Raw genomic sequence first — 20,998 nt, 5'->3', positions numbered from 1 at the left:
CGCGACAACGAGTCCCACTCGGCATCAGTCAGCTCATAGCGGCGGATCACGCGTCAGATGATGTCAGCCGGTGATCGTTTGAAGACACTGCCTAGCGCGTCTTCTCGGGCTCCGGGTCGCTGCCGAGCAGGACCGCGCCGCCGGACGCCTCGCTGACGCGTTTTCCGAGCGTCAGGACCACCAGCAGGTACAGGGCCAGGCCGGCGACGAGGCCGATCGCGTACCAGCCGAAGGAGTCGGATTCGGCGGGGTCGAAGAGGGTCGTCACGACCCCGCCGCCCACCACACCGACGACGGCCGCGATGTCCGAGACGCTCGACGTCGGCCCCGAACGGGCCAGCGACCTGTACGTCACGTAACCGACGACGATGCCGAAGCAGAAGGCACCCACGCTGATGACGGTCTGGCTCATTGTTTCCTCCCGGAGTTGTCCGCTGCGGCTGCACGTCGCAGCGACAGATCGGCGGCGCAGTACGGGGTGTAGGCCAATCCCATGACGTTGCCGCGGGCGAGCAGGGCCCAGCGCATGCGCCGCATCGCCCGGCCCACGGAGACGTTGTTCGCCAGCTCGGCCAGGAACAGCTCCATGGCGAACCCCGCCAGGCCCTGCTCGAGCGTCACCTCGGTGGAGACGACCCCGGCCGCTCCGGCGGTCTCGGTGAAGGCGTTGACGAAGTCGGCGAGGGTGGCGGCCTGGATCTCGCCGGTGTGGCATGCGTTCAGCACGACCAGCGGCTTGCGCTCGGGCCAGTGCGGCCACGGCCAGGCGTAGTAGCCGGCCCACTGCTTGACGTCCTGGGGTGTGAAGAACTCGTCCTTGCCGAGCACCAGGACGGCGGAGGAGGCGGTCGCTCCTTCCGCCAGCGAGCGCTCGCAGTGCCCGTACACATAGACCAGGTCCATGTCGCTGCCCGCCAGCCGCCGGCCCAGGTCGTCGCGGCGCTCGATCTCCGGCGGCAGGACGCCCAGCCTGCCGCGCAGCGCGCCCAGATGCCGCAGCGCCTCCGCCTTGCTCTCCTTGCCGGGGCTCAGCTGCGGGTTCCACCCGATGACCGTCGCGACCGGGGTGTCCGCGCGGTCGGAGACCACGTGCGCCAGGCCGTTCTCCTCACCCTGGTGCGGCGGGACCTCGAGGATGTGGGCCAGGCCCCAGAAACCGTACGGGCACAGCACCGAGCGCCCCTGCGGCTGGTGCGTGTCCTCGTGCGGGCAGACGCCGGGCTGCTCCGACGTCGCCGTGCCGATCTCCCGCACGCTGGGGCACACGTACGGCGTGGTGTCGCCGCTCTGCATCGGCAGGTCGTAGACGAGCTGCCAGGGCACGGCCAGCCGCTCGGTGGACATGCGCCCGCACTGCACCACGGCCGGCCCGGCGGCCGCCTCGTGCAGCAGCGTCTCCCGGATCTGCGGCCAGTCGCCGCGCCCGAAGATGCTCGCGTGCAGGTCCCGGCCCACCCTGGCCAGGGCGAGCAGGTCCGCCTCGAACCCTTGCTGACCCTTGCGGTGCTCCCGGTAGGTGCTGGCCCAGCCGCCGTCCTGCTTCACGAGGTGGGCCTTGAACAGGCTGGTCCGGGCGATCCGGCAGGCGTTCTCGGCCTGCTGGTCGCTGTAGGAGAACGCCATCGACTCGGCGCTGACCCCGTTGACGTAGACCCGGCCGGCGGCGGCCGTCCCGCAGGTGTAGACGCTGATCGTCCGGTCGCGGAACGCGCCGAGCTCGCTGAACGACCGGGTCAGGGAGTAGATCACCTGAGCCGCGAACCGTGCCGGCGCGCTCATCGGAAGGGTCAGCTCGTGAACGTGCACGACCGCGGCGTGGTGGTAGATCGCCAGCCGGACCAGCACGGGCGCCGGCACGGCGGGCGTGGTCAGCGGGACGACCGCGTAGGGCTCCCGTTGGCCGGGCGTGCACGCGTGGCCGGCACTCCCGGGCGCGCACGGGCAGACGAAGCTGTCACCCTCTTCGGGCAGGTACAGCCATCGTTGGACCGGCGTCTCGGATGTACCGGGCGCGTGCGCGACGACGCTCAGCCAGAGTCCGCCGGGAGGCAGCAACTCGGCCGGGAAGTCCGCGTCGGCGGCCGCCAGCAGGCTGCGGTCGTCGCGGGCGCCGACGTTGACGAGGATGTCGTAGCGCGTCGCGGGGCGCAGCGGGCTGTCCTGCGCGACATCGGCTCCGCTGCCGGGTTCGCACACCCGGGTGTTGACATAGCGCCGGGCGGCGGCCGGACCCGGCGGTTCCGCGTCCTGGGGCGCCCCGACCGCGCGCGACCGGACGTCCTCGTATTCGCCGAGCACCGAGGGCCAGGTCCACGTGCGGCCGTCTCCGCGGGGGACGCCGGACGGTAACCCGTACATGCGGACGTCGGTGTCGAGATGCTGCCGGAGGACCGGCCGGATCGCTGGGTAGGGCTGGAGTTCCAAAAGCATGGTGCTCGCCAGCACGGTGCGCTCGTTGTCGTCGGCGTCCGCCATACGGGTGAAGAGGACGTCGAGCTTCTCCTCCAGCCGCGGCCAGTCCGGTCCGACGAGGACGGGCAGGTCAGGCCAGATCCGTAGCAGGGCGCCGACCGCTGATTCCAGACCCACGGTGTCACTCTCCCATCAGGACGAACGGCGCCCAGTGGACGGGGTCCGCGAACGGCCGCTCGTCGGGCGCGTCGGCGAGGCCGAACCGGGCCCGTCCGGCCGCCGCCACGGCGACGGGCATGCGCGGCACGCTCGGCTGCGGCACGGGGAGATGCTCGGTGAAGAGCCGGGTCAGCTCGCCCGCGGTGACCGTGCGCAGCCATTCCTGGGCGCTGGCGAGAGCCCCGGCCGGAGGCATCGGCCGGCCGTCACCCTGGCGAGGGTCGCCTCGCAGGTGACATTCGTAGAACCGGTGGACCAGCAGGCTGGTCGACACGTCGTACACCGGCCACAGGGTGGCCAGCACGGCGGCGGCGCCGGCCTGGAGGAAACCGCTGACCAGCCCGATGGCCTCGTCGGGCAGCCGCTGGAAGTCGATGATCCCGGTCTGGCACGCCGACGCGACGACCAGGCGGACGCCCGCGAACCGTTGGTCGTCCAGCAGCTCCCGCAGGGTCAGCCGGTCCTCGCCGGCGAGCCGGAGGTACGACGCCAGGGCGTCGCCGGTGTCGTACCAGCCGTGGCAGGCGAAGTGGACGTAGGTGGCTCCGGCCAGCTGGGCCAGCACGTTCTCCTTGGTGGCGTCCGACCGGTACAGCACGCGCCGGTCGCCGGGGTCGAAGAGGGTCGCGACGTCGTCCAGCTCCGCCTCCGCGTACGCCAGGTCCTGCGACGGGTCACCGGCCCCGGCGAGGACCGGACGGTCGCCGGTGGCGGCTCGGGCGGACCGGGCGGCCGCGTGGACTCTCGCCGACGGTGCGTGCAGGACGGCAACGCCCCGAAGAACCAGGTCGTCGCCGGGTCCGGTCGCCGCGTGCAGGGGGAGAAGCCCGAGCAACCCGGTCGGGATCAGCACCAGCTCCCTCGCGCCGAGCCGGTGCAGGCGCTCTGCGATCGCCGCCATGAGGCCGCTGCCCAGCCGGGGGAGCGTGTCGGCCAGGGCACGTTCGAGGGCCTCCGGCGAGCCGAGCTGCCCCGGAAGATATCCGGTCGTGCCGTCGCCGTCCGCTGGGCCGAGCAGGATCTCGCGCAGGTCGTCGGTCGTGAAGCGGTCGCACCGGATCGCCTCGACGGTGCAGCCGGCGTCCTCGGCCGCCTTCGTCACCAGCAGGATCAGGCTGCCCAGTGACGTGCACAGCAGGTACGCCAGTGGCCGCTGCGGCGTGGTGACCTCGGCGACGGTGGCGAAGCCGGGCGCCGCGAGGAAACCGTCGCGACCGGGCAGAGCGCGGATCCGCTCGACGACCCGCGTCAGCTCGGCCGCCGCGGCCCGAGCGGCGTCGCCGAGCTCCTGGCGGGCCGCGGCCTCGGCCGCCCACGCCGCCTGGCCGGTCACGCCTGCTCCGCTGACGGCACCGAGCGGCACCGCCAGCCGGCGCTCGCGCAGCCGGATGTCCCGGACCCGGTCCGCGGCCCGGCGGTAGGCGGCGTGGACGGCGGGGTCGTCGTGGACCACGCCGGCCAGGTCGGCCCGCTCCCGGGCCAGGATGTCGCCGATCGTGCGGGCCCGTCCGCGCTCGACGGCGACCACGGCCTCGCGGACCCGGCCGGTGCGAGCCAGCGCGTAGGCCCTGCGGGCGTACAGGTCGGCGGCGTCGCCGAGCTCGGCCTCCCGGGAGCTCTGCAGCAGCGACGCGTCATAGAGCGACTCGGCCGCCTCGAAGGCGACCTCGTAGGCCGCACAGGCCTCCTCCCACTCGCCCATCTCGCTGTACGCGTTGCCGAGATTGCGTCCGGTCATGCGGCAGTCGTCCGCCAGACCCCGCTCGCGGAACACGGCCAGGGCCCCGGCAAAGCGGACCGCCGCATCGGCCACGTTCCGCTCCCGCGCGCCCCGCACCCGGTGGAGCAGCGCGACCCCGAGGTTGTTGGTGACCATCGCCCAGTCGAGCGGCACCTCGGGGGTGCGGACCTCGAGAGCGTCCTCGTAGCAGGCGATCGCGGTCTCGATGTTCTCGGCACGGTCGCCCAGAACCCGCTCCCGGTAGGCGTTCCCGAGGTTCTGACGGATCATCGCCCACTGCACCGGATCCGAGTCGCGGCCGAGGATCTCCAGGGCCGCCCGGTGACAGGCGATGGCCCGTTCGAGGTTGTCCGCCCGTTCACCGTCCACGCGGTCCTGGTACACGGCGGCGAGGTTCTGCTGGAGCAACGCCCACCGGCCCGGCACGGTGCCCCGGGTCCACACCTCGGCCGCCGCGAGCAGGCAGGCCAGCGCCATCTCCAGGTTCTCCGCGCTCCGGCCGTGCGGCCGCACCCGGTACGCCGACGCGAGGTTGAGCTGTAGCAGCGCCCACTCCTGCGGATACCGGCTGCGGGTGTGCACCTCCAGCGCGCCGCCGTAGTGCCCGATCGCCCGCTCGATGCTGTCGCCCCGGTCGCCGGACAGCTGATGGGCGTGGGCCAGGCCCAGGTTGACCTGGACCGCGGCCCAGGACGCCGGCCGGTCCTCGCGGGTGAAGACCCGCAGGGCCGCCTCGAAGCAGGCGATCGCCTCGGCGACGTTCTCGGCCGGGATGCCGGCCGGCCGGAACAGCAGGGCGGCGCCCAGCCTGTTCCGGTTCTCCGCCCACTGCGGCGGTGACGTCTCGAACCGATGGACGGTGAGGGCCTCCCGGCAGCAGGCGATGGCCCGCTCGAGGTTCTCCGTCCGGTCACCGCGTACCCGGTTCTGCAGCACGACCGCGAGGTTTCCCATGGTCGACGCCCACCGGCGGGGAAGGCTGTCGCGGGTGAAGATCTGCAGTGCCGCCTCGTGGCACGCCAGGGCCCGCTCGAGGTTCTCCGCCCGGTTGCCCCGGACCCGGTCGCGGTGACAGATCCCGAGCACCTCCTGAGCGCTCGCCCACTCGATCGGCGTGGTCTCCCGGTGCAGGGCCGCGACGGCCGACTCGGCGTACCGGAGGGCGCGCTCGCCGTTCTCCGACGGGTCACCGTCCACCCGGCCCAGATAGTGCTGCGCCACGTTGAGCTGGAGCGTCGCCCGGTCGACGGGGTACTCCTCGGCGGTCAGCACCTCGAGCGCCGCCAGATAGCCCGCGATTGTGCGCTCCTGGTTGTCGCCCGGCTCACCGAGGATGCGCACGTGGTACGCCGTGGCGAGGTTCACCTGGCTCATCGCCCAGTCCCACGGCGAGGCGTGGCGGTCGCGCGCCGCGAGCGCCGCCTCGTGACAGGCGATGGCCGCCTCCACGTTCTCCGCGGGACGGTCGTCGCGATAGAGGTACGCGTTGCCGAGGTTCGCCTGCACCATCGCCCAGTCCGAGGGCAGCGCCTCCCTGGTGTACACGGTCAGCGCGGCCCGGAAGCAGGCGATGGCCCGCTCGACGTTGTCCGGGCGGTCGCCGGCGATGCGGTTCTGGTACGCCGTACCGAGGTTGTTCTGCGTCATGGCCCAGTCCCGCGGCGCCGCCTCCCGGGTGTAGACCTGCAGGGCCCCCTCGAAGCAGGCGATCGCGCGTTCGAGGTTGTCCCTCCGGTCGCCGCGCAGCCGCTTGGCGTGGACGCCGCCCAGGTTGTGCTGGGTGGCCGCCCAGTCCAGCGGCAGCCGCTCCCGGGTGCGTACGCTCAGCGCCCGCTCGTAGCAGGCGATCGCCTCCTCCAGGTTGTCCGCGCGATCGCCCCGGACGCGGTTGAGGTAGGCGCCGCCCAGGGCGTGCTGGACACTCGCCCACTCCACCGGGCTCGCTTCGGCGGTCCTCACCTCGAGCGTGTCCAGCAGGCAGGCGATCGCCCGCTCGAGGTTGCTGCTGCGGCTTCCGCGTACCCGATATCCGTACGCCACGCCGAGGTTGAACGTCGTCGTGGCCCACAGCCGCGGCTCGGTCTCACGGCGTTGCACCTGCAGGGCCGCCTCATAGTGGCCGATGGCCTGCTCGACGTTGTCCGCCCGGGAGCCCGCGACCCGTTCCCGGTACGCCACGCCCAGCCCGTTGTGAGTGGTCGCCCACTTCAGTGGCGCGGCCTCCCGCCGGAACACCTCCAGGCACCGGCCGAACAGGGCGATGGCCGACTCGAGGTTCGCCGCCCGGTCCCCGCGCACCCGTTCGACGTAGGCGGTCGCCAGGTTGCTGGTCGTGTCCGCCCATTCCTCGGGCCTGGCGTCGCGCGTCCGCACCTCGAGGGCGGACTCGTAGAGCTCGATCGCCCGGTCGACGTTCTCCGCGCGGTCTCCCGAGACGCGTTCGCTGTAGGCCAGTCCCAGGTTGTGAGTGCTCGCGGCCCACTCCACCGGCGCGGCTTCGCGGGTGCGTACCGAGAGGGCGTCGGTGAAGCAGCGCAGCGCCCGCTCGAGGTTGTCGCGGCGCTCGCCCCGGGTCCACTCGATCAGCACGCCGCCGAGGTCGTTGCGGACCATCGCCCAGGCGTCCGGGTCGTCCGCCGCCGTCCACACCCGCAGGGCCGCCTCGTACCCGGCGATGGCCTGCCCCGCGTTGTCCGCCGCACCGCCACGCCGGCGCCGGGTGTACGTGCTCGCGCGGTTGGTGTGCGCCCGCGCCCATCCCCGGGCGTCCGTCTCGGCGGTCAGGACATCCAGCGCCGCGTCGTAGCAGACGAGGGCCCGCTCGTACTGCTCGCCGTCGTGCCAGTCCGGCCCCTGGGCGAGGGTGTCCGCGGCTTCGAGCAGGACTTCCCGCCACTGCGCCGGATCCTGCGCCGCGAGCAGGCGGCCCAGCCGCTCCCGGTGACCGGCGGGCGTCCCGGGCAGAGGCCATGCCGTGGCCAGCTGCAGCAGCAGCGCCCGGAGGTCCGCGTCGCCCACCCCCTGCAGCGCGGTGCGCCACTCGAGCTCGCGGAAAGCCTGCTCCGTCCCGGCCGTACGGCACCGGAGCAGCAGCTCCAGGTGCGTGGTGAGGATGTCGGCCCGGTCGTCGTCACCGGCCGCGCGTGCCTCCTCGAGGGCCGAGGCCACCAGGTCGGTGGCGACGGGCTGCACCAGCTCCGGGTGGGACTCGACGACCGCGCGGCTGTCGCGCCAGGTGGGCGCGTTCACGAACTCCTGGAGGGTGGTGGCGATGAAGGCGGCCGGGATCCCCAGCTCCCGGGACCTGCGCAACCGGTCGTACGCGATCTCGATGGAACGTCCGAGGACCGCGGCGGTCTCCGGGTCGGCGGCCACCGTGCCGGCGACGGCCAGCACGACGGCTTCGGCCTCGTCGGTGAGCAGCTCCGGATGCTCCTCGACGGCCCGCCGGGCCGCGGCGGAGTCCGGGGCCTGGAGATAGGCCATCACGGTCGGTACGAGCGCGTCGACATCGATGCGGTCCGGCACAGCTTCCTCCCGCGCCGAGCAGCCAGAACGTCACGAACCGGCGGTGCGGCACCTACCGCAATATCAACGCCGCCGACCCGGGTCCATCGCCCTGTCGCGTTTCCGTCCCCAAGACCACCCACCCGGCTGATCCGCACGATCCGGGGAAGATCCGCCGAACGCCGCACACGGTCGCCCGCCGGCGGCAGGATCGGACGCGATGGTCGACGCCTGTGAGGGTGAAAGAGATGAGCAAGGTTGGCCGCCGGGTTCCCGGCGTGATCGCCCTGGTGACGATGTCCGGGCTGCTCCTTGTCGCGCCCGCGCGGGCGGCGCCGGTCGCCGTCGCACGGTACGACGCGCCGATCGGCCGCACCCAGGTGATGATCCGGGCGCTGGACTGGCTGCGGCGCGACATCCCGTACTCGCAGGACAACCGGCGGGCCCGGTGGGACATCGGCCGGGGGCGTCGCTACCGGCCCGACTGCTCCGGCTTCGTGGCCATGGCGTGGGCGCTCGACCCGCGACGGGCCGGGCTGGGCCGAGCGCCCGTGACGTGGGAGCTGCCCCGGTACGCCACCCGGGTGAGCTACGCGCGACTGCGGCGGGGTGACATCCTGCTCCACCTCGAGCCCGCGAACCGGGCAGCCGAGCACGTCCAGCTCTTCGCGGGCTGGGTCGGCGCCTCCCGGAGCAGGGCGTGGGTCATCGAGGAGAGCGGCCGGTTGCACGGCATGCGGCGCAGGACGGTCGCCGTCGCGCGGGCGAGGACTCTGTACTCGCCGTACCGATACCGCTTGATCTCCTGACCCCTTCCTCTCGCGGCGTGCGTCAGGCGGCGGGCGTGAACAGGGCGGCGAAGCGGGACAGGTACAGCGGCCAGCCCTCGTCGTGGGCGACCCCGTCGCTGATCGACTGCCAGCCGGAGCCGTGCCGGTCGAGGTGTCGGTGCTCGAGCTCGACCCGGGTGCGTTCCGGCGTCTCGGCCACGAACCGGACCTCGACCTCGCTGGTGTTCCCGGGGTCGGCCTCGACCTGCCACTGCGGGTTGATGTCCCAGCTGAACACGACCCGGTTCGGGGGGTCGTAGGCGAGTACCCGGGCCCAGTGGCACTCGGTGCCGTCGACTGCCCGGTCGTAGATGTGGCCGCCGACCTCCGGCTCGAACACGGTCTCGGCGATCGGCGCGCCGAGCAGGTTGTGCTCCGGCGGCTTGAAGTCGCCGAACCGCTCGGTGAACACGGTGAAGGCCCGGTCGATCGGCGCCTGCACGACGATCTGGCGGTGGACCACCGGGGCTGTCGTCTCGGTCATGGAGTCTCCTCATCGGGTTGTTCGGCGGCGTCCTGGTAGCCGCTCAGGGCGCGCTGCCAGAAGGTGTCGAGCTGGTCGCGCAGGGCGGCCACACCGGCGGGGTTGAGCCGGTAGACCCGGCGGGTGCCCTCCGCGCGGTCGCTGACCAGCCCGGCGTCCTTGAGCACCCGCAGGTGCTGGGACACGGCGGGCCGGCTGATCGGCAGCACGTCGGCGAGCTCGCCGACCGCGCGGGGGTGCTCGGCGAGACACGCCACGATGGCGCGCCGGGTCGGGTCGCCCAGGGCGTCCCAGCCGTCGTCGGCTTGGTAAGTAGCCACGAACGGTAAGCTACGACTTACCGATGAGAAAAGCAAGAAGGGGCGGGACCCTTCAGGCCCCGCCCCTTCTCGGCGGTACGTCCGGCGTCAGCGCATGCCGCGCTCGATCGCCTCGATGATCCGGGGCCGCAGCTCGGCGGCGCTGATGATCGCGTCCACCGAACCCACGTCGACCGCCCGCTGGATGTTGTGCACCCGGTCGAACTCCGCCGCGACCTCACCGAGCTTCTCGGCCCTGACCGCGGACTGCACCTCGGCAAGGCGGGCGTTGAGCGCCGCGCGTTCCGCGCCGCTGGCGGCCGCGACCTGTGCCTGCAGCTCGGTGACCCGGGGGTCGGTGGCGGTGCGGTTGTTCACCTCGCCGGAGAACACCACGGCCGCCGCCGGGGCGCCGCCGAGCACCGAGGCGAACGAGCCCTCCAGCGCCAGCACCGTCATGGTGGGGTTCAGTGCCTTGGAGAACACCACGAATGCGCCGCCGTGGTAGCGCGAGATCACGACGAAGACGATCGGGCCCTGGAAGTTGACGATCGCCCGGCCGATCTCGGCGCCGTACTCCAGCTGCAGCTTGCGCATCGACTCGGGCGAGCCGTCGAAGCCGGACAGGTTGGCCAGCACCACCAGCGGCCGGTTGCCGGAGGCGGCGTTGATGGCCCGTGCGGTCTTCTTCGACGAACGCGGGAACAGGGTGCCCGCGGTATAGGTGTCCGGACCGTCGGCCGGCGGGAACCCGCGCCGCGGCACCGGGCGAGACTCGATGCCGATCAGGCAGACCGGCCACCCGCCGATGTGGACGTCCTGCACGGCGGCGGTGTCCGCGTCGGCCATGCCGGCCCAGCGTTCCAGCACCGGGTGGTCCTGGTCGGACACCGCACGCATCACGACCCGGATGTCGAACGCCTTCTTGCGGTCCGGGTTGTGCTCGGCCGAGAAGATCTGCCCCACGGTGGTGAAGTCGCTGCCCGCCACCGAGTGCGGGAAGTCCGACACGTCCCGCTCGGCCGGGTCGGTGGTGGCGGCCCTGCGCGGCGTCGACTCACCGGGCGCGATGTAGGTGTGGTCGTAGTGCGCCATCAGGATGTCGCGGGCACCGGGCAGGTCGGGCGCCCAGTACTGGGCCTGGCCGTTGGGACCCATGACCCGGTCGTAGCCGCCGATGCCGAAGTTGTCCTCGGCCGAGACGCCGCCGGAGAAGTCCAGCGACTGCTTGCCGGTGAGCACCATCGCCGAGTCCGGCGTCATGATCAGCACGCCCTTGGTGTGCATGAGCATCGTCGCCTCGGCGTTCCAGTACGGCTGGGCGCCCACGGTGATCCCGGCGACCACGATGTTGATCTCACCGCCGTCCTGGGTGAACGTGACGATCCGCTTGAGCGCGGCCGCCACCCAGTCCATGTTCTCGGTGCCCGAGCTCATCGAGATCCGCGCACCCGCGGACAGCGCGAACCACTCCAGCGGCACCCGCATTCGCTCGGCCAGGTCCAGCGCGGCGATCACCCGGGAGCACTCCGGCTCGGACAGCGCGCCCAGCGCCTTGGTCGGGTCGCCGAGCAGCACCACCCGGGTCACACCGTCGGGATGCCGCGGGGTGGGGGTGGTGACGACGCCGGCCACGATCGCCGCCGTGTTCTTGCCCTTCGGCCGGTCCACCGGCACGAGCACGCCGTGGGCGTCCAGATCGTGCTCGACGAAGCTGCCGCGCGGCCCGGCGAGGAGCGCGGTCAGCTCGTACGGGTAGACGTTGCCGCGCCGGGCCGCCCGCAGCACCTTCTGGCGGTAGTCGTCGAGCGGCTGCACCGGATCGGTGGTCGGCTCGCCGACGTGCAGCCGCGCACCGCGCCCGGGATCGAGGGTGATGCGGACGGCGACCTCGGTCAGCTCGCCCGACGACCTGCGCTGGCGGGCCAGGAACTGGACCTCCTCCAGCCCGGCCCCCGCGGCGGTCGGCAGGATGCGCTGGACCAGCGCGTTGAGCTCGTCCATGGACAGCTCGGTCGCCGGCCAGACGTACATCATGATCCGGTTGGTGTCGAACCGCTTGTTCTGGGGGCGCTGCGCCTGGATGTTGCGGATCGCGTCGATCGCCGTGGTGATCGCGTCCTCCACGGCCGGCAGCGCGACGAGCCGGCCGTCGGCCTCGCGCAACGGGGTGAGGTCGCGGACCTGGCCCATCACGATGAGCCGCTCGTCGGCCGGGTTGCTCTTCGCCACGGCCTTGAACAGGTAGATCTCCTCGTCCACCGACGGCAGCCGGGTGAGGTCGAACTCGCGCAGCCGGTGCAGCTGCAGGCGCTGCGCGATCTGCGGGTGCAGCCCCCGGATCAGCCGGTCCTCCGCGAAGCCCGGGCCGTCCGGCCGGAACGTGAAGTGGTGGTGCATCGCACCGCTGCTGCCGGCGACCGTGATGGTGATCCGGCGTACGGCGGCGGGCAGCGGGTGGCCGGCGAGCAGTTCGCCGAGCCGGACCGCCATCGCGTCGGCGTCGGGCTGGGCCGCCCAGGTGACGTAGAGGTCGGCCGCCAGCCCGCGCTCGGCCACACCGTCGGCCAGCGTGCCGATCGCGCCGACGGCGTCGGGCAGGGCGGCGATGTCCACGGCCGTGGTGACCACGCGGGTCACCCCGCCGGAGCCGGTGTGGTCGGCGACGACGAACCGGCAGCCGGCCGTCTCGTGGACGGCCACGTCGGACAGTCCACGGTTGCCGTAGTAGCGGCGGGTCAGCACCTCGAGCAGCGGTGCATGGTCGCGGCCGGGCCGCCCGATGCGCTGGGCGACCAGGCGTACCAGGGGCTCGGAGCTGGCCACCATGGACTGGATCCGCTCGGCGCGGTCCGGCGCGTCCGGGTTGCGGTCGAGGTGGCGCAGCGCGTCGCGGACCTCCGCGTAGACCTTGGCCCGGTTGCGGCGCAGCAGCGGCTGGGCGAACCAGCGGAAGACCACGCCGCGGGCGAGGTCCGACACGGCGGGGAAGCGCACCTGGGTGGCCTCGATGAGGTGCTCGAGGGTGAGGCCGGCGCGCTCGCTGAGCTCCTCGAGCGGTTGCGGTCCGGCCAGCCAATGCCGCAGCAGCTCCGAGACGACGGCGACGTCGGCCGACATCCGCTGCTGCGCCAGGAAGATCCGGAAGACGGCCGCCTCGAGCTCCGGCGTACGGTCGAGGGTCGTGACGCCGTAGTGGCCGAGCACCGTGCGGAGCCGGGCCTGGAAGCCCTCCGTGACCCCGGCGCGCTCGACGTCGAGGCTCTGCAGGTAGCTGTGGAAGTATTCGCGCGGGCTGTGCACCGGGCTGCCCGGCTCGACCTCGAAGTCGCCGCCGGGCTTGTTGCGGCTCAGCTCCAGCAGGTCCGCGAAGACGGTCAGCAGGTCGATCTCGCCGGGCAGCGGACGGCCACCGAGCTCCGCCCGGGCGTCCAGGTAGCCGGCGAGCAGCCGCTTGCGGTCCTGCGGGTCGACGTCGAAACCGAGCAGCAGGCTGCGCAGGTCCTGCAGGCCGCGTTCGACCCGGGCCGCCGCCGGCACGCCGGTCGGGTCCGCGGGCAGGTCGATGACGGCGGACTCGCCGCCGCCGGTGGCCGCCGCCTCGGCGCCCTCGTCGCCGACCGGCTCGAGGCGCAGCAGCGGGGCGCCGGTCTCGACCTGGCTGCCGACGGAGACCGGGCACTCGCGCACCCGGGCGCGGAACGGCGCCCGCAGCACGTTCTCCATCTTCATGCTCTCGAGCACGAGGATCGGCGCGCCGGCCTCGACCTCGTCGCCGACCGCGAGCGGCGTCGCGACCACGAGAGCCGGCGCGGGGGAGCGCACGACGCCTCCCTCGTCGCGGCTGATGCGGTGCGTGACGCCGTCGACCTCGACCAGGTGGATCGGACCGTGCGTCGCGGACACCAGGCGGAAGCGGTGCCCGTTGACCAGCATCTGGCCGCTGTGCGCGTCGAACCGTTCCACCTCGACGTCGACGCAGTGCAGGTCGCCGCCGGCCGAGACGCCGACACGGAAGCGCTTCTGGCCGATGCGGGCCACGTGCACGCGGTATCCGACGCCGCGCAGCTTGAGGTCCAGCGGCCGGCCGCTGTCGTGCTGCACCTGCGGGCGGCCGCCGTGCGCGGTGGCCAGCAGCCGCTGCCGGGCGACCTCCTCCTCGTCCTGGTACGCCTCGATCGCGGCCGCGGCCAGGGCGATCGCGGAGTGCCGGTGGTTGACCAGGCCCCCCTCGGCGCGTACCCGGTCGATCCAGCCGGTGTCGGCGCTGCCGTCGACCACCTCGGGCTGGTCCAGCAGGTCGAGCACGAAGCTCTTGTTGGTGGCGCCGCCCTCGATGATCACCGTGGTCTCGGCCATCGCCCGCCGCAGCCGGCCCAGCGCCTCCTCGCGGTCCCGCCCGTACGCGATGATCTTGGCGATCATCGAGTCGAACGCGGCGGGGATGGTGTCGCCCTCGCTGACCCCGGTGTCGACCCGGATGCCCGGACCGGCGGGCAGCGCCAGCCGCGCGATGCGGCCCGGCGCAGGCGCGAAGTCCCGGTCCGGGTCCTCGGCGTTGAGCCGCGCCTCGACCGCGTGGCCCAGCTCGGCGGGCTGCGTGCCCTCGAGCCGGCCGCCGGCGGCCACGTGCAGCTGCAGCCGGACCAGGTCGGTGCCGGTGGTGATCTCGGTGATCGGGTGCTCGACCTGCAGGCGTGTGTTCACCTCGAGGAAGGCGAACAGCTTCTCGCCGGGGTGGTACAGGAACTCGACGGTGCCGGCGCCGCGGTAGTCGACCGCCAGCGCGAGCCGCACGGCCGCCGCCTTCAGCTCGGCGGCCTGCTCGGGGCTCAGCACCGGGGACGCGGACTCCTCGATGATCTTCTGGTTGCGCCGCTGCACCGAGCAGTCGCGGACGCCCAGCGCCCAGGCCGTGCCCTGCCCGTCGGCGATGACCTGCACCTCGACGTGCCGGGCGCCGGAGACGAGCCGCTCCAGGAAGACCACGCCGGAGCCGAACGCCCGCAGCGCCTCCTGGCTGGTGCGCTCGTACGCGTCGGCCAGCTCCTCCGCCGAGTTCACCTTGCGGATACCCCGGCCGCCGCCACCCGCGGTCGCCTTGAGCATCAGCGGGTAGCCGATCTGGTCGCCGTGGCGCAGCGCCTCCTCGAGGGTGGCGACCTCGCCGCGGCTCCACGGCGCGACGGGCACGCCGACCTCCTCGGCGATCAGCTTGGAGCCGATCTTGTCGCCGAGCTTGCGCATCGCCTCCGCGCTCGGCCCGACGAAGGTGACGCCGATCTTCTCGCACAGCTCCGCGAAGGCGGGGTCCTCCGCCACGAACCCCCAGCCGACCCAGGCGGCGTCCGCCCGGGTCTCCACCAGCGCCCGCTCGAGGGCCGCATGGTCGAGGTATGGCCGCGCGGAGGCGGGTCCCAGCGCGTAGGTGACGTCGGCCTCCCGGACGAAGGTCGCGGTGCGGTCCTCGTCGGTGTAGAGCGCCACCGTCTCGATGCGCGCCCCCGTTTGCGCGGAAAGGTCCCGGACGGCGTGGATGAGCCGCATCGCGGGCTCTCCACGGTTGACGATGGCGACACGACTGAACACCGGCTGGTCCCCCTACTAGGCGCGCGCAGAAGGCGACGCCCGGGTTGCGGACCGTCGCCTGGCTCTGTCTACACCCTCTCGGATAACCCGGCGCTAGACCAATGTCCCAGATCTCGCATGGCTGGGCGCCTGCGTTGTGGGGATCCTACAAAAGCAGCCGTCCAGCGCCGCTATACACCGTGTGAATAGTACATCGCCGGGGCCGGCGCCCTCACGCATCGGCATCCGGGCGATCACGCAGCGTCGAGGAGCTGACGGATCGGCCGGGCCCGGATCGGGCGGACAGCCGGTGCCGCCGCCTCCCGACGCGTGCGAGATTGTCGCGCGGACCGAGGAGGAGGTGATCTTGATGGACGACGCGCTGCTGGCGTACGCGACCGGCCGCGAGGACGCCTTCGCCGGGCGCCGCGACCCGGAGCGGGCCGAGCACCCGCACACCGGTGCCGACTACCGGATCGGCTTCCTCGACGGGCGCATCGAGATCTTCAAGATGCTCGCCTCCGTCCGGGAGATGCTCGAGCGCGGGTACTGACCCTTCGGCTGCTCACAGGTCCTTGGCCATGTTGCGACCCGTCTCGGCGAAGCCCAGCTGCTCGTAGAGGGTCCGGGCGCCGGTGTTGTGGGCGAAGACGTGCAGGCCGATCCTGGTCAGCGCATTGTCGCGGCACCAGCGCTCGGCGGCCAGCATGATGGCACGGCCGTAGCCCTGACGGCGTACGTCCGGTTCGACGGCGACGTTGTAGACGAAGGCGGTGTCGTGGGTGACCTTGATCCAGAGGAAACCGACGCGGCGGTCGCCGTCGCGGGCGTACCAGAAATGGTGGTCCGGGGTGGCGAACCCCTCGGGCAGCAGCTGCGCGTAGGTGTCGGCGGCGTTGCGGGCCGCGTCCTGCGCCGACCGGCCCGTCGCGGCGACGCTCTGCGCGAAGTGTGCCTCGGCCACGGCCCGCCACGGCCCGTACTGGTCCTCGGTCATCGGCTCCAGCCGTACGTCGCTCATGACCGACAACCTACGTACCCGTCGGAGCCGGCCCGTGCTGCGGCCCACGCCGTCGACGGCCAGCAGCTTGTCGTTGTGCTGGACCCGTCCTGGGACGATGTCCGGCATGACGAGTGAGGACGTCCGGATCGCGCGAGATGACAGCGCTGCCGCGCAGCGTGCGGCGGCGGGCATCTGGGCGCGCGCCACAGCCAGACGTGACAACCTGCCAGAGGCCGCGCCGGTGGAGGAGAAGCTTCCCGGCATTCAGGGACGCTTGTCCACTCCGGACGGCGTCTTGTATCTCGCCCTGCTGCACGGCGCAGCGGCCGGCTTCGCGCTCACGGTGGTACACCCGTCCGTACTCGAAGTGGTCTATCTGGCCGTGAACCCCGACGCGTGGGGCGCCGGCATCGGCCGCAAGCTGCTCGCCCACGTCGACACTGAGGCGGGCGCGAGGGGTATCAGCCATCTCGAGCTCTGGGTCATCGACGACAACGAGCGGGCGGTCGGCGTCTACGCAGAGTCGGGATGGAGGCGCACGGATCGCGTGCGTGACCAGAAACCGACGGGCCGACGGGAACGCTTGCTGGTCAGGGACTTCGAGGACCGGGTCGTGCTGCTTCGGCCCGGTCTGGACTAGGCGATATAGTCGGCCTGTCCGGCCACCTGCGCCGCGATACGGGCTCTTCCTTGCCGACCTGGTGCAGCGCGGCGCCCAGTTCGGCATCGCCGCTGAAGCCGCCGATCTCGGCCGGCTTGCCGGGCGACCGCCACGCCATTATGGTGCCCAGCGACGTGCCGTGCTGAAGCCGTCGATCTCAGCTGGCTTGCCGGGTGGCCGCCAGGTGACCACGTGCCCAGCGACTTGCCATTTCGATCGATACTGGCGATCCAGTGCCTGTTGGAGTGCGGGGTCTTCGGCGAGGCGGCCGAAGGCGAAGTCGCCGGCGTCTACGAACGGTCCGGCGGAAGCGCACGGGCCGCTGCGTGCCAGGAGCCGACGGGGCGGTCGTAACGCCTGCTGGTCAGGATGTCGAGGATCGGGTCGTGCGGCTCCTCCCGGGCCTGCGGTACGCCACCGAGCGGCCCCTGCTGCACTTTGCCAGGGCGGTGTTCGCGCGGCACGGCTGGACGACGCGCGAGGTCCAATGGCCCAGGCGTCGGCCGGCGCGGGAACACCAGGACCCGGCCGTCTGGTTCTCCCGGCTGCGCTCGTTTTCTCCACGCGTACGTCGGCTCGACTCCGGAACGGGAGACGGCGGTGTCGGTGGCCCTGGTCGGTAAGTCGATGGACGCCTTGCCCGCGGCCCTGGCCGCCGACCGGAGCCTGCCGGCGATCTGGTGGACGCCGATGCTGCGGAACTCCGGCATGGCGGCCGATCTGCGCCGCAGCGCAGCGCCGTTCCTGCTGGTCGGCGGCACGGCAGAGCGGCATAGGTCCCGAGGTGGCACGAGGTCTTGGCCGGCCGTTCTACGAAAGCCCGCACTCCGACCACGGCATGGAGACCGACACGACCCCGTGCACTCGGTTTAAGGTCCTCCGCGAAGTCACCGTCACCAGGGACGCCTTCGTCAGAGGCTGTGACATCGGCCGCGGCGAACCGAGGACGAACGGCCCGCTCGAGGCAAAGTCCTCGATCGTGTCCGCGGCATCGCGCCATAAGCGGATCTGACGTCCATGACTTCCAGAGCCGCCATCTGTCAGGCCAAGGCGCTCGCCAAGCTTATGGTCCATCGACGAGGTCAACGCCGACCACCAAGGCGGTCTCCGCCTCGACCCGGGGACGCGGGAGCCGCCCGGTGTCGTGCTGACTGGTGCCGAGAGGGACCGCGTCTGCGCCGACGAGGTCGCAGGCGTCGGGCGGTAGAGCTCAAGGGCGAGATTCCGTTCGTCGCCTCGCCGTGCCGCGCGCTACCCACGTGTCTGCTCATGAAACAGTCCAACCTCTTCACCGCTTAGCTAAACAAGTACCACGCCTGCTGGACTGAACGCGCAGATGCTGTTCGGACGGACTTTGCCGTGAGGCCTCATCCTTGCGTGTGACGACAGAGAGTCGAACTTGAACTCCCTTCTGATTCGATGCGCGCGGGCAGAAAGGCTGGTACGCAAACATTAAGTCGCCTCGGAGCTGTGACCTGCAAGCGCGAACAAGCGGGCGAACGTAGGGTCATCGCGGCGTCCTCGTCCGTCCGTATCGATCACGCTTCTCCCATCCGAGTCACGCAACACGCCAGCAATCTTGCGATCATGGCGCTGTCTTGCCAGTCTGGCATCCGTAGATCGGTGACACGGGATCCGGAGTCTCCACGTTGGGTGAGACGGCAGTAGCGACATGACCACGACGAGCCGCCGGCGGGCGTTGATAATCGGCGTGGGAAAGTTCGGAGGCAACGACAATGATTTTGACGACCTGCCGTTCGCCGAGGACCTGGCCGACCAAGTGGACGACGCTTTGCGCAAGTACCGGGCGGGTGACTTCTCGACGCAGGTGCAGAAGAATCCGAACAGAGAAGAGATAAGTGACGCCGTTCGCGATGTCCTGGACGACGAGCGGCTCGATGCCCGGATAGTTCACGTCGTTTCGCATGGGAGGTTCGGAAAGCAGGCGGATCGAGTCGAGGTCGTCGGCAGTTGCGGACGAGCCGGCGCGAACAATGTCCGGGAATGGGTGTCCTCCTCGCAGGACCTGGGCATTCCCACACTCTTCCTCATTGACTTGTGCGGTGCCGGACGCGCAAGCGACCTGAAGTTCTTGGTCGAGCCGTACGAGGAGGAACTGAACGCATGGGTGCTGGCCGGTGCGAGGTCGGACGAACTGGCTTTCGAAGGTGCCTTCACTCGTGCCGCGGTCCACGTGCTCCTCCAATGCGGAGAAGACGGACTCGGTACGGATCCCCGGCTTCCCTTCGTCTCGCTTCGTGAGTTCGCACGGCGAATCAGCGACGGACTGCGCGGTCAGTCATTATGGACGACTACTGTCCCGCTTCATTATGAGGCGTACCTGCCGATTCTGCCGAATCCGTTGTATCGGAAAGATCCGATCGCGGACGAGGTCGCAAGACTGGATCCGCCACTTCAGCCGTTCCTGACCGATGCCGTCGCCGACGCCGCCCACTTCCAAGGGAGAGCAGGAGCCTTTTTCACCGGGCGGCAGGCCGCCTTGGACGAGCTCGTTCCTTGGCTAGAAGATGACGGTAAGGGCGGCCTGATGATCGTTACGGGCGCCGCTGGTTCCGGAAAGTCCGCGATCTTGGGTGCCATCGTGTGCGCCGCCCACCCGGCACTTCAGCGTCTTGCGGGCCATGTGCGCCGTCGGATGGCGGACCCCCCGAATCCAAATGGCTCTCTTGTGGCGATCCATGCACGCCAGCGGGGCCTAGATGAAATTGTCATCTCCATAGCACGCCAGCTCGAGTTGGATGCGCCTCCTGAGGGATGGACAGCGGCCGCCTTGATTGGAGCAATCTCCCGTCTACCCGTCTCGCCCGTCTTGATCGTTGACGCGTTGGACGAGTGTTCCGAAGCGAGCGCCGTCCAAGTTCTGCTGCTTGTTCCTCTCGCGACAGCACGCAATGCGGAGGGAAGAGCGATAGCTCGCCTGGTCGTCGGAACACGGCCGTGGCTCGATCAGTTCTCCCCGCTGCTGACAATTGCCGAGAAATCGCGACATCTCATTGATCTCGATGTTGTCGACGGCGAGCAGCTGTACCGCGACCTGCGTCGCTATCTGCTGGACTCCCTCCACGGACTGCTACATGACGAGTGGATCGCCTCCGGGCTGGCGAGGCGTTTGGCATCCGACCACGTGCAGAGACGGGGCGTCTCGGCCGCCAAGCGCTGGGGCCACTTTCTGATTGCGAGCCGATTCGCAAGGTACATCATCGACAACCCGCCGAGGCAGGAAGCGGACATAGAGGCGCTTCTGGATCGAGTGCCGGTTGAACTGCCGCAGCTCCTCGAGATGGAGCTGGCGGCGCACCCCAGGCCGGCACATCTACGCGCAGCGTTAGCCGCTCTTGCGTACGCCAAAGGGGACGGAATGCCGCTCGAGCTGCTGCGGAAGATTGTTTCCTCTGTCGGGCCGGCGGATCCTCAACTATTCACCGGCGACGACGTCCGTTTATATCTTCGAAGAACGGACGGCGAGGACGGCGTCAGCCTGCTCCGGCTGTATCACCAGGGCCTGGCCGACTACTTGCGAGAATACCCGATCACGCCGCTCGAACGTCATGATCTGACGGGACCGGTTCTTGCAGCACTGCTGGAGACGCGGGATGTGAAAGGCAGACGCTCCTGGGAGCATGCTCCGACCTATTTGCGCCGACACGCGATTGAACATGCGGTCGATGCCGGCGGAGTCGACATTCTGCTCACCGATTCGGAGTTCCTGGTGTTCGCGGATCGGGACCGGCTGCTCGGATACCTCGGGCATGCACGCAGCAACTCGGCCCGGCTGGCCGCCGCCATCTATCGCGCAGCTCATCACCTGTTGGGCCCCGAGCCGATGCTGCGACGGCGGTTGCTTCATCTCACCGCGCTCCGATTCGGAGTGGGAGGCCTCAACGAATCCGAGATGGAGCGGCGATAATGGTGAGGCCGCTTTGGGCGACCGGCAGTCAGCTCAGCCCCGCGTTGCGGCAGACGTTGTCAGGCCATGCAGGTTCCGTGATGGCGATAGCAACCGCCGTCCTGGATGGACGGCCGGTTGCAGTGAGCGGCAGCCGCGATGGTTCGGTCCGCGTGTGGGACCTGACCAGCGGTGAACCCGTAGGTGTTCCCTTGGTGGGGCATCAAGATTGGGTGGGCTGCGTTGCATGTGCCGTTGTCAACGGGAGGCCCGTGGCGGTCAGCGGGAGCGATGACCGGGCGATACGTGTCTGGGATCTCGGTACGGGGGAGCAGATCGGACTGCCCATGCAGGGGCACGCCGGGTT

The 20,998-nt window shown here is 70.9% G+C and carries 11 protein-coding genes and 1 pseudogene; 5 read left to right on the top strand and 7 right to left on the bottom strand.

The genetic code is table 11. The annotated features are described in order from the left end of the window. Positions 1 to 91: 91 nt before the first annotated feature. From AB0J80_RS21645 to AB0J80_RS21635, 3 genes are read right to left on the bottom strand one after another with little or no spacing between them, the layout of a single operon-like run. Positions 92 to 412, bottom strand: a complete 321-nt coding sequence (locus AB0J80_RS21645; RefSeq protein ID WP_364707556.1) for a hypothetical protein — start codon at positions 410 to 412, stop codon at positions 92 to 94. Further along, the gene (locus AB0J80_RS21640; RefSeq protein WP_364707553.1) at positions 409 to 2,589 is read right to left on the bottom strand and encodes a CHAT domain-containing protein; all 2,181 of its coding nucleotides are present in this window, start codon (positions 2,587 to 2,589) and stop codon (positions 409 to 411) included. Before AB0J80_RS21640 ends, AB0J80_RS21645 begins: the two co-directional genes overlap by 4 nt. Before the next feature lie 4 nt (positions 2,590 to 2,593). Then, entirely contained in the window at positions 2,594 to 7,900 is a 5,307-nt protein-coding gene (locus tag AB0J80_RS21635; protein WP_364707551.1) for a CHAT domain-containing protein, read from the bottom strand. 227 nt (positions 7,901 to 8,127) lie between these two features. Between AB0J80_RS21635 and AB0J80_RS21630 the strand changes: the two genes are divergently transcribed. Next, positions 8,128 to 8,688 (top strand): hypothetical protein, encoded by a 561-nt coding sequence (locus AB0J80_RS21630; protein ID WP_364707549.1) that lies wholly within the window; start codon positions 8,128 to 8,130, stop codon positions 8,686 to 8,688. A gap of 22 nt (positions 8,689 to 8,710) precedes the next feature. Here the strand turns inward: AB0J80_RS21630 and AB0J80_RS21625 are convergent, their stop codons facing one another. From AB0J80_RS21625 to AB0J80_RS21615, 3 genes are all read right to left on the bottom strand, one after another. Further along, entirely contained in the window at positions 8,711 to 9,193 is a 483-nt protein-coding gene (locus tag AB0J80_RS21625) for an SRPBCC family protein (RefSeq protein ID WP_364707547.1), read from the bottom strand. After that, a complete protein-coding gene (locus AB0J80_RS21620) occupies positions 9,190 to 9,513 on the bottom strand; it encodes a metalloregulator ArsR/SmtB family transcription factor (RefSeq protein WP_364707544.1) in 324 nt (107 codons plus the stop codon). The genes AB0J80_RS21625 and AB0J80_RS21620 overlap by 4 nt, the downstream gene beginning before the upstream one ends. Before the next feature lie 87 nt (positions 9,514 to 9,600). Next, complete coding sequence (locus tag AB0J80_RS21615) at positions 9,601 to 15,081, bottom strand: biotin carboxylase N-terminal domain-containing protein (protein ID WP_364707542.1); 5,481 nt, start codon at positions 15,079 to 15,081, stop codon at positions 9,601 to 9,603. Positions 15,082 to 15,430: 349 nt separating this feature from the next. Here AB0J80_RS21615 and AB0J80_RS21610 point away from each other — a divergent pair, with 349 nt between their 5' ends. Further along, entirely contained in the window at positions 15,431 to 15,613 is a 183-nt protein-coding gene (locus tag AB0J80_RS21610) for a hypothetical protein (RefSeq protein ID WP_364707540.1), read from the top strand. A 12-nt stretch (positions 15,614 to 15,625) separates the two neighbouring features. Here the strand turns inward: AB0J80_RS21610 and AB0J80_RS21605 are convergent, their stop codons facing one another. Next, positions 15,626 to 16,189, bottom strand: coding sequence for a GNAT family N-acetyltransferase (locus AB0J80_RS21605; RefSeq protein ID WP_364707538.1), 564 nt, complete (start codon positions 16,187 to 16,189; stop codon positions 15,626 to 15,628). Between AB0J80_RS21605 and AB0J80_RS21600 the strand changes: the two genes are divergently transcribed. From AB0J80_RS21600 to AB0J80_RS21590, 3 genes and pseudogenes are all read left to right on the top strand, one after another. Next, positions 16,188 to 16,703, top strand: coding sequence for a GNAT family N-acetyltransferase (locus AB0J80_RS21600; RefSeq protein ID WP_364707536.1), 516 nt, complete (start codon positions 16,188 to 16,190; stop codon positions 16,701 to 16,703). The genes AB0J80_RS21605 and AB0J80_RS21600 overlap by 2 nt on opposite strands. A gap of 1,693 nt (positions 16,704 to 18,396) precedes the next feature. After that, complete coding sequence (locus AB0J80_RS21595) at positions 18,397 to 20,652, top strand: caspase family protein (RefSeq protein WP_364707533.1); 2,256 nt, start codon at positions 18,397 to 18,399, stop codon at positions 20,650 to 20,652. Beyond that, positions 20,652 to 20,998 (top strand): annotated as a pseudogene (locus AB0J80_RS21590) (hypothetical protein); the annotation flags it as partial. The gene AB0J80_RS21595 and the pseudogene AB0J80_RS21590, both read left to right, overlap by 1 nt.

The organism is Actinoplanes sp. NPDC049548, assembly GCF_040676695.1.
Classification (GTDB): Bacteria; Actinomycetota; Actinomycetes; order Mycobacteriales; family Micromonosporaceae; genus Actinoplanes.
The sequence above is the reverse complement of the archived record's forward strand: the minus strand, read 5'-3'. Positions and strand labels throughout refer to the sequence as shown.